Source organism: Mesorhizobium intechi (genome assembly GCF_002879535.1).
In the GTDB taxonomy this organism is placed as follows: Bacteria; Pseudomonadota; Alphaproteobacteria; order Rhizobiales; family Rhizobiaceae; genus Mesorhizobium; species Mesorhizobium intechi.
The window spans coordinates 25,196-36,787 of the sequence record NZ_PNOT02000339.1; the positions used below are offsets into that span (position 1 = coordinate 25,196).

Consider the following 11,592-nt stretch of genomic DNA (forward strand, 5'->3'; position numbering starts at 1 on the left):
CACGCCCTCGAGCGGCTTCCGGCCTTCCCATTGCCATCCCGGCAAACCCGGATTTGCTTTGCTTTTAATGCATTGGCGTCTATCACCTTGACGGGCCCAGCCACGACGGGCTGGAACGTGAAGACGCCGAGCACAAAGCGCCGAATGACGGACCTTTTCCAAGACACGCCGCTTTTCCACGAAACCGAAGGCAATCCGCGACCGGAAAACGCCACCGGCGGTTTTTTCATCACGCGCGACCGCAAGAAGATCCGCTATGGCCTGTTCGCGGCGGTGGCGCGCCCTATTCGGGGCACCGTCGTGCTGCTGTCCGGGCGCAACGAGTGCATCGAGAAATATTTCGAAACCATCCGCGACCTTGCCGCCCGCGGCTTTGGCGTCGCTACCCTCGACTGGCGCGGCCAGGGTGATTCCGACCGGCTGATCCGCGATCGCCAGCGCGGCTATGTCAGGTCCTTCCGCGACTACACGGCCGATCTGGAGCAGTTTTTCGAAGAGATCGTACTGCCCGATTGCCGCGGGCCCTATTACATCCTCGCCCATTCGGCCGGGGCCGTGGTCGCGTTGCTCGCCGCGCCGTCCATGGTGAATCGCGTGCGCCGCATGGTGCTGATCGCACCATTCCTGACGCTGCCCGACCTGCCGGTCTCGATCAGGACGGTCCGCCGTATCTGTTCGGTTTTTTGCGCCTTGGGTCTCGGCCGGCTCTATGCCGCCTGGGGTCCACGGCCCAGACACACGCTGCCTTTCCTTGCCAACAAGGTAACGTCGGATCCGCAGCGCTACCGCCGCAACACGCGCATCTACGAAGAACATCCGCGAATGGCGCTTGGCGGTCCGACGATCCGCTGGCTGCAGGCGGCGGCGAAGGCGTCGGAAGCGGTCAGCGACCCCGACTTCATGGCCCGGATACAGGTGCCTCTGCTGATCATCGCCGCCGGCGCCGACCAGGTCGTCTCGACCAGGGCGGTGGAAGCCTACGCCAGAAGCCTGAGGCTCGGCTCGCTGCTGATGATCGACGGCTCCAAGCACGAAATCCTGCAGGAGGTCGATCTCTACCGCGAACAATTCCTTGCCGCCTTCGACGCCTTCATCCCCGGCTCGGACGATCCGACGGCCTGACAAGCACCGCGGTCCTTTCACAGGCCGGCATAGCTGACACACCGTTGTCAGGATGATCGGTCAGCCGCTCCTCGCGGCGCGCAAACCGCTAAAGATTCTGACAGCCAGCGCTCGCGCCGAAATGCTCATCTCAATGCGTCGAATTGAACGCCATGGAGATGAGAATGACCGAGAAAACCTGCGCCGCCTGCGATTGCCAGCTGGATGCCAACCCGATCCGCGTCAAGGTCGGCGGCAAGACCGTCGAGGTCTGCTGCGAGGAATGCGCGACGGCGCTGAACGAGGCCGGCGCCTCGGCGGCCGGCGTGAGCGAGGATTGAGCCATGCGCACCGATCACGCGGTGGCGCAACGCCTGGCTGGCCAGCCGCCAGCGCCGCCAGCCCGCACCGAAACCAGCCTGCAGGCCTTGCACGCCCAATGCATCGCGGCGGCGAGATGGATTGCCAGCCAGATGGAGAAGCGCCGCAGCCGGCTTGCCTTGCTGGAAATGACCGACGAACAGCTCAAGGACATCGGTCTGTCACGCGCTCAAGCCTATTCGGAATTCAGGCGTCGCCCGTGGGACTGAGAAGCGTCCGTCGAGAAGTCTCCTGACAGGATTGGGCAGGCCGGTTGCGTAAGATGCCCATCGCAATGCCGGAGACCTTTCCGGCGCAGGGGACAACGCAGCGGCCATGTCGCAATTCACCGTTCAGCTCCTTCTTGACACCGGCACCGTCAGGGTGCGCGATGTCGTCTGCAGCGGCGAATGCCGTCACAGGAGCGATGATGAATGCACGTCGGCGACGCATCTGGTGTTTGCCTATCGCGGCGTTTTCGTGCGCCATGTCGGCCGCAACGATGCGGTCGCGGAAGCCAACCAGCTGCTGTTCTTCAATGAGGCTGAGGCCTACCGGATCAGCCATCCCATCGAGGGCGGCGACGCCTGCCTCGACCTTGTCATCGAGGAGGGCCAGTTGCGAGAACTGGCGCCGAAGGACCAGTTGCGCGCCGGCGGCCTCCTGGCGTTTCGTCGCCAGCGCCGGCGCATCGATCCGCGCGCGCAGGCGCTGGTGGCGCTGCTGCGCCATAGCCTGAACCGCAATATCGCCGAAACGCTTGAGGCCGAGACGCTGGCGCTAACGCTGGTGCGGCGCTCGCTCGGCGAGCGCACTTCGCATGTCGCAGGCGCCAGCCCCGGACGGCAAAAGCTGGTCGACCGCGCCAAACTGGTACTGGCGTCGGATCTGTCGCGGCGCTGGACGCTCGCGGAGATCGCCGCCGAGGTCGGCGTCTCGCCGGTCTATCTGACGCAAATATTCCAGCAGGTCGAGGCCATGCCGCTCTATCGCTATCATCTGCGCCTGCGGCTGGCGCGCGCGCTCGACCTGCTTGGCCGCTACGACAATCTGACCGCGCTCGGCATGGACCTCGGGTTCTCCAGCCACAGCCATTTCAGCGCGTCGTTCAGACAGGTCTACGGACGCACGCCGGCGGAGTTCCAGCGCTCGATCAGATCGCGCTGAAGCAACTGCTTCAAGGAAGCGCAGAGATATCAGCCGCGCAGGGCAGCCATGGCGGCGGCGTGAAGCTCCGGCGTCGCCGCCGCCAGCACATCGCCGCCCTTTTCCGCTGGGCCGCCATCGAAGGTGGTGACAACGCCGCCCGCCTTCTCGATGATCGGGATCAGCGCCACGATATCGTACGGTTTCAGGCCGGGATCGGCGACAATGTCGACGCTCCCCGAGGCGATCATGGCGAAGGCATAGCAATCGGCGCCGTAGCGGGCGAGTTGGACCCGTTTCTCGAAGGCGTCATAGCGGGTGCGCGCCTCGCCCTTGAACAGCGCCGGCGTGGTGGTGAACAGCGTCGCCTCATCGAGCCTTGTCGTCTTGCGGGTCGAAAGCTCGCGCGGGCCGCCCGGCCCCTCATAGTGCGAGCCCGAGGCGTTGGCGTAGAACAGTTCGCCGGTGAAAGGCTGCGCCATCATGCCGGCGACCGCGTCGCCGTCGACCGTCAGTCCGACCAGTGTCCCCCACACTGGCAGGCCGGAGATGAAGGCACGCGTGCCGTCGATCGGGTCGATCACCCAGACATGCCTGCTGGAGATGTTCTCGCTGCCGTGCTCCTCGCCGAGGATGCCATGCTCGGGATACTGCGCCGATATCAGCGCCCGGATGGCGCGTTCGGTCTCGCGGTCCGCTTCCGTGACCGGGTCGAAACTGCCCTTTTCCTTATTGGCCACGGCGCCCTGGACGCGAAAGCGCGGCAAGGTCTCGGCCGCCGCCGCCTGCGCGATGCGGCGCATGAAATCGATGCTGATGTCCAACTGATTCTCCCGCATTGCCGAGTGCCCCACCGGGCCATGCCGACACTTTCCCGCCAAAACAAGCCTGTTTATCGATTTATTCGCGGCGACACTTGTTGCTCAAATGTCACATCTTCGTCATCGAAACGCAATTTCCACATCACTCTGAATTAAAAAATCCTGAACGTCGCTTGACATTTGTGCACCGCACAATACCCTCAACGTCGGACAGGGTTTCCTGTCCATGCCCTCCTTGGGCGTTTCCTCCCTAGACTTCGACCGTATCGTGCAAACGATGCGGTCTTTTTTTACACCTGCACCTCGGGCCGGCTATTTCACTCCGCGGCCAGCGGCAGGTCGATGAAGTGATGGTCGGGCATCGCCATCAGATCCGCTGAAAATCGCGTCAGATCGTCGGCCAGCGCGTCGAAGCCAGCGACTTTCTCGAACGTCCGCTCATTCATATAGAGCCCGCGATTGACCTCGATCTGCAGCGCATGCAGATGCCGCGCCGGGCGGCCATAATGTTCCGTGATGAAGCCGCCGGCATACGGCTTGTTGTGGGCGACGGTATAGCCCATCGCGGTCAAGAGCCCGATCGCCGTCTCGGTCAGGGCGGCGGTCGCCGAGATACCGAAACGGTCGCCGATGATGAAGTCCGGCCGCAAGCCGCTGTCGCCGACGCGGATGCTTGCCGGCATCGAATGGCAGTCGATCAGCACGGCAAAGCCGAAACGAGCATGGGTTCTGGTCAAAAGCCGCTTCAGCGTCTCGTGATAGGGCTTGTAGACGGCCTCGATGCGAGCGACGGCTTCGGCGAGCGGCAGGCGACCGGAATAGATGTCGAGGCCCTCGCCCACCAGCTTGGGCACGGTGCCAAGTCCGCCGGCCACCCGCGCCGAGCGGATGTTGCAGAAGGACGGCACCGGCTCGGCGAACATGCGCGGGTCGAGCTCCCACGGCTCGCGGTTGACGTCGAGATAGGCGCGCGGAAAATTCGCGGCCAGCATCGGCGCGCCAAGCGCCACGGCGCCGCCGAACAGCTCATCGACGTAGCAATCTTCCGAGCGGCGGATGGCGTTGCGGTCGAGCCTCGCCATGGCGAGGAAGCGTTCCGGATAGTAGCGGCCGCTATGCGGTGAGTTGAACAGGAAGGGGACGCGCTGTTCGACGCCCGATCGGATTTCGAAGGGTTGAACGACCGAAAAATCCTCGGCTGCCGTCTTCAATTTGCACGAACCCAAAAACACCGATGCATCATCGTATGAAAGTGCCACCTTGCTGGCCGCATGTCCAGCATTTCGCCGGCCGCATCGCCCTGCCGAATGCGGATAACGCTCCGCCGTATTCACTTGATGTTTACCGTCACCGACTCATATACAGGATGGTTAACGGGCTGCCTGGGCGGCAGTCTCGGGCGGGTGATTCGGACGGGATATCATGGCACGCATTCTTCTGGCGGAAGACGACGACGATATGCGTCGTTTCCTCGTCAAGGCGCTGGAACGCGCCGGCTACCAGGTCAGCGATTTCGACAATGGCGCCAGCGCCTATGAGCGGCTGCGCGAAGAGCCGTTCTCGCTGCTGTTGACCGACATCGTCATGCCGGAGATGGACGGCATCGAACTGGCGCGTCGCGCCACCGAGATCGATCCCGACCTCAAGGTCATGTTCATCACCGGTTTCGCCGCCGTTGCGCTGAACCCGGATTCCAAGGCGCCGAAAGACGCCAAGGTGCTCTCCAAGCCCTTCCACCTGCGCGATCTCGTCAACGAGGTCGAGAAGATGCTGCAGGCCGCCTGAGCGGCCTTCAGCTGCGGCATCGACACTTGTTTGCCGATGCGGCGAGACGACGCCTTCTTTCCTTTTTCTCGCTATTGACGCGCCGGACCAAAAGTGGTGTATGCGCGGCTTCGGATGGGCGTGTAGCTCAGCGGGAGAGCACTGCATTGACATTGCAGGGGTCACAGGTTCAATCCCTGTCACGCCCACCATCCAACAAATGCGGGCAATAGGGCGACAAGGCAGGACGCTGCCAAGGCTTTGCCTCCGCGCACCCTGACTCCCCCACCGCCTCCTCCCTTACGGTCCCGGTCGTTCATCGAATCATTGCGGTGTCGGATCAGGCCGTGTTGCCGCCGCCCGGCGTGCCACCGCCCCTGCCTTCGCGGCAAGGCGCATCGCCGAGCACCGAAACGGCAATGCAGCCAGAACGACGTTTCTGGAAACGCTAAACCCGTGACATTCTCCTCAATGTGGACGCGCTGGTTACGCAGCGCCTGGTCGCGTCCGGGGGAGAAGTTGGTTCAAAAGAAGATTCGCATCCTGCGCGAACCGTCTTCAGACGCCCGCGACGGCACACAGCTTCTTCATCCGCGATACGGCAAGATCAGGATCGGCCAGCAGGCCTGCCTGGTCGGCCAGGCGAAAGATTTCGGCATAATGGCGGATGCCGCGCGCCGACTGCATGCCGCCGACCATGGTGAAATGATCCTGGTGGCCGTTCAGCCAGGCCATGAAGACGATGCCGGCCTTGTAATATTCGGTCGGCGCCTCGAAGATTTTTCGCGACAGCGGCACCGTCGGCGCCATCAGCGCGTCATAGCCGGCGCGGTCGCCCTCGGCGAGCCTTGCCAGTGCGGCATTGGCGGCCGGCGCGATGGCGTCGAAAATACCAAGCAGCGCGTGCGAATGCCTGTTGCCGTCGCCGGCGATCAGTTCGGGATAGTTGAAGTCGTCGCCAGTGAACATCACGACGCCGTGCGGCAGCCGGTTGCGCAGCGCAACCTCCTTGCCGGCATCGAGCAGCGATATCTTTATGCCTTCGACCTTGTCCACGTGGCGCTCGATGATGGCAACCACAGTATCGAGCGCGGTCTCGAAATCGTCGCTGCCCCAATAGCCCTTCAAGGCCGGGTCGAACATGTCCCCCAGCCAGTGCAGGATGACCTTGCCGGAAGCCTGGCTCAAGATGCGGTCATAGACGCGCGCATAGTCGTCCGGCCCTTTCGCGACAGCCGCCAAGGCGCGGCTGGCCATCATGATCGCCTTGCCGCCCTGTCCTTCGATGAAAGCGAACTGCTCGTCATAAGCGTCGATCACATCGTCCAGCATCCTGGCAGCGGCCGGCGCCAGATGGTCGGTTCCGGCGCCCGAGGCAAGATCGGCGCCTTCGACAGTGCGGGCCTCGGCGATCGAGCGGCGGATCAATTCCTTCGCATTGGTCCAGTCGAAACCCATGCCGCGCTGCGACGTGTCCATCGCCTCGGCAATACGGAAGCCAAGCCGCCACAAATGATGGCGGAACGCCATCGTCCTGTCCCAGTCGACCACGGGCCGCGACCATGGATCGGTCATTTCGAGGGGATCGGCAACGACATGCGCGGCGGCATAGGCGATGCGTGAAAACGGCGCGCCGACCGCCGGCTGCACGGGCCGCCCGACAAGCGCGTAGCGGGCCCCGCGGCCACCTTCACCAGGCAAGACAATATCCATCGACCTCTCCCTTCACAGCGGCTATTAAGTGGAACGTTCCAATAAATCAAGAACCTTTAAGATTCGGAGCGAATCTGGCGGCAAATGCTGCGTTGCAACACGAAAGGCCTTACCAGCTATGCCATTTGAGTACGCACAGTCGGTTTTTTCAGTCGGAAAAAATTCGCGGTTGACTCAAGATTGAACCAGAGATTAGAACGTTCCAATAGATTTGAATGAGAAAGCTGGGAGGACGCACCGAGATGGCCAGCCGGGCCAAGGCCACGATATTCGACATTGCCCGCGAGGCGGGCGTGTCCAAATCGACGGTATCGCTCGTGCTTCAGGGCAGCGGGCTGATCCGGCCTGAAACCGCGGTCAGGGTGCGCAAGGCGATCGAGGATGTCGGCTATGTCTACAACCGAGGCGCCGCCAATCTGCGCAAGGCCCATTCCAACGTCATCGGCATGGTCATCAACGACCTCACCAACCCGTTCTTCGCCGAACTGGCGGTCGGCATGGAACGCGTCTTCCAGTCGGCCGGCATCGTGCCCTTCATCGCCAATACGGCGGAGAATCCGGTGCGCCAGGAGGAGGTGCTGAAGTCGCTGATGGAACAAGGCGTCGCCGGTCTCATCGTGTCACCGGCGCGCGGCACCACGCCAAGCGCTTTCCGGCGGCTGGAATTGGCGGGCGTGCCGGTGGTCTTCGCCATGCGCCGCCTGCCTGAAAGCCGCATTCCTGTGATCGCGCCCGACAACCATCGCGGCGCCTATCTTGCCGCGGCCCATCTGATCGCCAAAGGACATCGCCGGCTCGCCTTCTTCGGCGGCACCTCGGATCTGGTGGTTTATCAGGAACGGCTGGGCGGCTTTCGCGAAGCCTGCGATACCCTGGGCATCGCTGCCCGCGACGTGCTGGTCGTCGACGGCGAAACCAACCGCAGAGGCGGCCTCGCTTGCCTGGAAACCGCCCTTACGATGGCTGAGCCGCCTACCGCGGCGCTCTGCTTCAACGATGCCGTCGCCTTCGGCGTGATGCTGGCGTTGCGCAAGCGCCGGCTTGAGCCGGGACCCGATTTCGCCGTCGTCGGCTTCGACGACGTGGTCGAGGCCGAACATTACATGCCGGCGCTGACCAGCGTCGCGGTGGACACGGCCGGCCTCGGCGAGCGCGCCGCCCACGTCATGCTCAAGCTGATTCAGTCGCGCACCACGCGGGCCGAAGACCATATCGGCGCGGTCAATCTGGTGGTCAGGGAAAGCTGCGGTCCGGATCTCCGCACGCGAAGCAGGCCTACGGGAACGGGAGGCGCCGCGTGAGTGTCAAATGGGGGCTGATCGGCGCCAGCACGATAGCCAGGCAATTCATGATCAACGCCATTCGCGCGCAAGAGGGTGGCGAGATCGCGGCGGTGATGAGTTCCAATCCGCAACGCGCCACGGCCTATGCCAGCGAAAACGGCATTCCCGCCGCCGTCTCGACCCTGGATGCCTTGCTGAAATCCGACATCGACGCCGTCTACATCTCAACCACCAACGAACTGCACCTCGAACAGGCGCTTGCCGCTATCGCGGCGGGCAAGCATGTGCTGTGCGAGAAGCCACTGGCGCTGACCAGCGCCGACGCGCGCAAAATGGTCGCTGCGGCCAGGGCGGCCGGCATCGTGCTCGGCACAAATCATCATCTGCGCAACGCCGGCGCGCACCGCGCCATGCGTGACGCCATCGCATCGGGCCGCATCGGCAAGCCGATCGCCGCGCGCGTCTTCCATTCCGTCTATCTGCCGGAGAATCTGCAGGGCTGGCGCATCACCAAACCGGAAGCCGGCGGCGGCGTGGTGCTCGACATCACAGTCCACGATGCCGACACGCTGCGCTTCGTCCTCGGCGACGATCCGGTCGAGGTCTCGGCCTTCACGCAATCGGCCGGCATGGCCGGCGGCGGACTGGAAGACGGTGCCATGTGCATCTGGCGCTTCAAGTCGGGCCTCATCGCCCAGTCGCATGAGGGTTTCACCACCAAATTCGCCGGCACCGGCTTCGAGGTGCATGGTTCGGAAGGCTCGCTGATCGCCGGCCATGTGATGACCCAGAAACCGGACGGCTCGGTGCTGTTGCGCACGGTCAAGGGCGAGGAGCAATTGAGCTTCGACCGCGAGGACCTCTACGTCAGATCGGTGCGTCAGTTCCATGCCGCGATCCTCGGCAAGGGCCGGCCTGCCGCCACCGGCGAGGACGGCGTCTGGTCGCTCACTGCAGCCGAGGCTGCATTGCAATCGGCCAGTTCCGGCAAGGCCGTCAAGATCGACCCGAAACTCGGGAGCATGAAGTGAGCAAGGTCGTTTCCGCAGCGCGGGCAGCCAGCCTGATCAAGGACGGCATGACGGTATCCGTGTCGTCGTCGAGCGGCCTTGGCTGTCCGGACGCGGTGCTGGCCGCCATCGGCGAGCGCTTCGATAGCGAAGGTCATCCCAAGAACATCACCACGCTGCACCCGATCGCCGCCGGCGACATGTACGGCATCAAGGGCATCGATCATCTGGCCAAACCGGGCCTGTTGAAGCGCACGCTGTGCGGTTCCTACCCGTCCGGCCCCTCTTCCGCCGAGCCGCCGCAGATCTGGAAGATGATCGGCGACAATTCGGTTGCCGCTTATAATGTGCCGTCCGGCATCCTGTTCGACATGCACCGCGAGGCCGCCGCCAAGCGGCCGGGCGTGCTGACCAAGGTCGGTCTCGACACCTTCGCCGACCCACGACACCAAGGCTGCGCCATGAACGCGGCGGCAAGCGAGCCGATCGTGTCGGTGCAGCAGTTCGATGGTGAGGAATGGCTCTATTTCCGCTCGATCGTGCCCAACATCTCGATCATCCGCGCCACCACGGCCGACGAGCGCGGCAACCTCACCTATGAACATGAAGGCGCCTATCTCGGCGGCCTCGAACAGGCGCTCGCCGCCCGCAACAATGGCGGCATCGTCATCGCGCAGGTCAAGCGCGTCGTCGAGAACGGCACGCTGAAGCCGCATGATGTGCGCGTGCCAGGCGTGCTGGTCGACCATATCGTGGTGGCGCCCGAACAGTTGCAGACGACGCTGACGCCTTACGACCCGGCGATTTCGGGCGAGATCTTCCGGCCGCTGTCGACCTTCCGCAATGCGGAGATGAACGTGCAGAAGGTGATCGCGCGCCGCGTCGCCATGGAACTGCGCGACGGCATGGCCGTCAACATCGGCTTCGGCATCTCGGCCAATGTGCCGCGCATCCTTCTCGAGGAAGGCCAGCACGGCAAGGTCACCTGGGTGATCGAGCAGGGCGCGGTCGGCGGCGTGCCGCTGCTCGACTTCAAGTTCGGCTGCGCCTCCAACGCCGAGGCGATCATGCCCTCGCCGCACCAGTTCATCTATTTCCAGGCTGGTGGGTTCGACGCCTCGCTTCTGTCTTTCCTGCAGATCGACCGCCACGGCTCGGTCAACGTGTCGAAACTGTCGGCCCGCCCGCATGTCACCGCCGGCGCCGGCGGTTTCGTCGACATTACGGCGCGGGCAAAGAAGATCGTCTTCTCCGGCTTCTTCAATGCCGGCGCCAAGCTTTCGCTGGCCGAAGGCGGCATCCGCATCGACCAGGAGGGCAAGGTCAAGAAGGTGGTCAACGAGGTCGAGCACATCTCGTTCTCCGGCAAGCGCGCGGTCGCGCAGGGGCAGGACATCACCTATGTCACCGAGCGCTGCGTGATGAAGCTGACGCCGGACGGACTGATGGTGACGGAACTGGCGCCAGGCATCGACCTCGAGCGCGATGTGCTGGCGCAGGCCGAGATGCCGCTCGGCGTCGCCAACGACCTCAAGGTGACGCCGGCGGCACTCTACCAGGACCGGCCGATCGGCCTGTCGCTCAATGGCGGCGCCTCGCTCGGAGGCGCGCATGGCTGAGCGCCTCGTTACCTTCGAAAAGGACGACGCCATCGGCATCGTCACGCTGCGCCGCCCGGAAAAGTTCAACGCGCTGGACATTCCGATGCTGCGCGCTCTCGAAGCCGCGCTGGACGAGGCAGAGCTGGCCGAAGGCGTGCGCGTCGTGCTCTTGCGCGGCGAAGGCAAGGGCTTTTGCGCCGGCGGCGACGTCGAGGCCTGGGGCGCGATGAGTGCTGCCGATTTCCAGGTGCAATGGGTGCGCTACGGCCACCGTGTCTTCGACCGGCTGGCGCGGCTGCGGCAGCCGACCATCGCCGTGCTGTCCGGCCATGCGCTGGGCGGCGGGCTGGAACTGGCGGTCGCCTGCGATTTCCGGGTCGCCGAGGCGCATGTGAAATTGGGCTTCCCCGAAACCTCGATCGGCGTCGTGCCCGGCTGGTCCGGCACGCAGCGCGCCGTGCGCCGCTTCGGCGCGCAGACGGTGCGACGCATGGCCTTGGGTGGCGACATACTTCTCGCTCCCGAAGCGCTGGCCCTTGGCGTGGTGGACCGGGTCACCGAAACCGGCAAGGCGTTCGAGGATGCCAGGAGCATGGGGGAAAAGATCGCCGAACGCGGCCCGCTGGCGACGGAAGCGGCAAAGCTGATGATCGCGGTGGCCGAAGGCGAGGAAAGTGCAGCCGCTACCGAAGCGCTGGCCAGCGGCTTTATCGCACTCACCAGCGACCTCGAGGTTGGCGTCGACGCCTTCAAAACCAGGCAGAAGCCGGCATTTTCAAGAAGCTAGAGAAAA

The 11,592-nt window shown here is 64.0% G+C and carries 12 protein-coding genes and 1 tRNA gene; 10 read left to right on the plus strand and 3 right to left on the minus strand.

Annotated features, from left to right (window positions below; translation table 11 throughout):
* The first annotated feature begins 144 nt into the window (after nt 1–144).
* The 4 genes from C1D09_RS28755 (at nt 145) to C1D09_RS28765 (ending at nt 2,628) form a co-directional block, all read left to right on the plus strand.
* Nucleotides 145–1,122, plus strand: a complete 978-nt coding sequence (locus C1D09_RS28755) for an alpha/beta fold hydrolase (protein WP_143977377.1) — start codon at nt 145–147, stop codon at nt 1,120–1,122.
* Between the two features lie 164 nt (nt 1,123–1,286).
* Nucleotides 1,287–1,442, plus strand: a complete 156-nt coding sequence (locus C1D09_RS33340) for a hypothetical protein (protein WP_164987199.1) — start codon at nt 1,287–1,289, stop codon at nt 1,440–1,442.
* 3 nt (nt 1,443–1,445) lie between these two features.
* Nucleotides 1,446–1,691: a DUF1127 domain-containing protein gene (locus C1D09_RS28760; protein ID WP_143977378.1), complete on the plus strand. Its 246-nt coding sequence runs from the start codon at nt 1,446–1,448 to the stop codon at nt 1,689–1,691.
* 106 nt (nt 1,692–1,797) lie between these two features.
* Nucleotides 1,798–2,628 carry a helix-turn-helix transcriptional regulator gene (locus tag C1D09_RS28765; RefSeq protein WP_143977379.1) on the plus strand — a complete coding sequence of 277 codons (831 nt, stop codon included), beginning with the start codon at nt 1,798–1,800 and terminating at the stop codon, nt 2,626–2,628.
* Between the two features lie 29 nt (nt 2,629–2,657).
* On the opposite strand, the gene hisN is transcribed toward C1D09_RS28765, so the two are convergent.
* Together hisN and C1D09_RS28775 are read right to left on the minus strand one after the other, a co-directional pair.
* Nucleotides 2,658–3,431 (minus strand): histidinol-phosphatase, encoded by a 774-nt coding sequence (gene hisN / locus C1D09_RS28770; protein WP_143977380.1) that lies wholly within the window; start codon nt 3,429–3,431, stop codon nt 2,658–2,660.
* Between the two features lie 314 nt (nt 3,432–3,745).
* On the minus strand, nt 3,746–4,687 hold the full coding sequence (locus tag C1D09_RS28775; protein WP_143977381.1) for an N-formylglutamate amidohydrolase: 942 nt from the start codon (nt 4,685–4,687) through the stop codon (nt 3,746–3,748).
* Nucleotides 4,688–4,850: 163 nt separating this feature from the next.
* Here C1D09_RS28775 and cpdR point away from each other — a divergent pair, with 163 nt between their 5' ends.
* Both cpdR and C1D09_RS28785 read left to right on the plus strand, forming a co-directional pair.
* Entirely contained in the window at nt 4,851–5,213 is a 363-nt protein-coding gene (gene cpdR, locus C1D09_RS28780) for a cell cycle two-component system response regulator CpdR (RefSeq protein WP_006199474.1), read from the plus strand.
* A gap of 116 nt (nt 5,214–5,329) precedes the next feature.
* Nucleotides 5,330–5,404, plus strand: a tRNA-Val gene (locus C1D09_RS28785).
* Nucleotides 5,405–5,750: 346 nt separating this feature from the next.
* On the opposite strand, the gene C1D09_RS28790 is transcribed toward C1D09_RS28785, so the two are convergent.
* Entirely contained in the window at nt 5,751–6,905 is a 1,155-nt protein-coding gene (locus tag C1D09_RS28790) for a dihydrodipicolinate synthase family protein (RefSeq protein WP_143977382.1), read from the minus strand.
* A gap of 242 nt (nt 6,906–7,147) precedes the next feature.
* Here C1D09_RS28790 and C1D09_RS28795 point away from each other — a divergent pair, with 242 nt between their 5' ends.
* From C1D09_RS28795 to C1D09_RS28810, 4 genes are read left to right on the plus strand one after another with little or no spacing between them, the layout of a single operon-like run.
* Nucleotides 7,148–8,206, plus strand: coding sequence for a LacI family DNA-binding transcriptional regulator (locus C1D09_RS28795; RefSeq protein WP_143977408.1), 1,059 nt, complete (start codon nt 7,148–7,150; stop codon nt 8,204–8,206).
* Nucleotides 8,203–9,219 carry a Gfo/Idh/MocA family protein gene (locus C1D09_RS28800; RefSeq protein ID WP_143977383.1) on the plus strand — a complete coding sequence of 339 codons (1,017 nt, stop codon included), beginning with the start codon at nt 8,203–8,205 and terminating at the stop codon, nt 9,217–9,219. Before C1D09_RS28795 ends, C1D09_RS28800 begins: the two co-directional genes overlap by 4 nt.
* Nucleotides 9,216–10,817 carry an acyl CoA:acetate/3-ketoacid CoA transferase gene (locus tag C1D09_RS28805; protein ID WP_143977384.1) on the plus strand — a complete coding sequence of 534 codons (1,602 nt, stop codon included), beginning with the start codon at nt 9,216–9,218 and terminating at the stop codon, nt 10,815–10,817. Before C1D09_RS28800 ends, C1D09_RS28805 begins: the two co-directional genes overlap by 4 nt.
* A complete protein-coding gene (locus C1D09_RS28810; RefSeq protein ID WP_143977385.1) occupies nt 10,810–11,586 on the plus strand; it encodes an enoyl-CoA hydratase/isomerase family protein in 777 nt (258 codons plus the stop codon). Before C1D09_RS28805 ends, C1D09_RS28810 begins: the two co-directional genes overlap by 8 nt.
* The last annotated feature ends 6 nt before the right edge of the window (nt 11,587–11,592 follow it).

Coding starts and splice junctions, on each gene's coding strand:
- C1D09_RS28765 (WP_143977379.1), top strand. CDS start 1,798: ATGTCGCAATTCACCGTTCAGCTCCTTCTTGACACCGGCACCGTCAGG.
- cpdR (WP_006199474.1), top strand. CDS start 4,851: ATGGCACGCATTCTTCTGGCGGAAGACGACGACGATATGCGTCGTTTC.
- C1D09_RS28810 (WP_143977385.1), top strand. CDS start 10,810: ATGGCTGAGCGCCTCGTTACCTTCGAAAAGGACGACGCCATCGGCATC.
- C1D09_RS28760 (WP_143977378.1), top strand. CDS start 1,446: ATGCGCACCGATCACGCGGTGGCGCAACGCCTGGCTGGCCAGCCGCCA.
- C1D09_RS33340 (WP_164987199.1), top strand. CDS start 1,287: ATGACCGAGAAAACCTGCGCCGCCTGCGATTGCCAGCTGGATGCCAAC.
- C1D09_RS28795 (WP_143977408.1), top strand. CDS start 7,148: ATGGCCAGCCGGGCCAAGGCCACGATATTCGACATTGCCCGCGAGGCG.
- C1D09_RS28755 (WP_143977377.1), top strand. CDS start 145: ATGACGGACCTTTTCCAAGACACGCCGCTTTTCCACGAAACCGAAGGC.
- C1D09_RS28790 (WP_143977382.1), bottom strand. CDS start 6,905: ATGGATATTGTCTTGCCTGGTGAAGGTGGCCGCGGGGCCCGCTACGCG.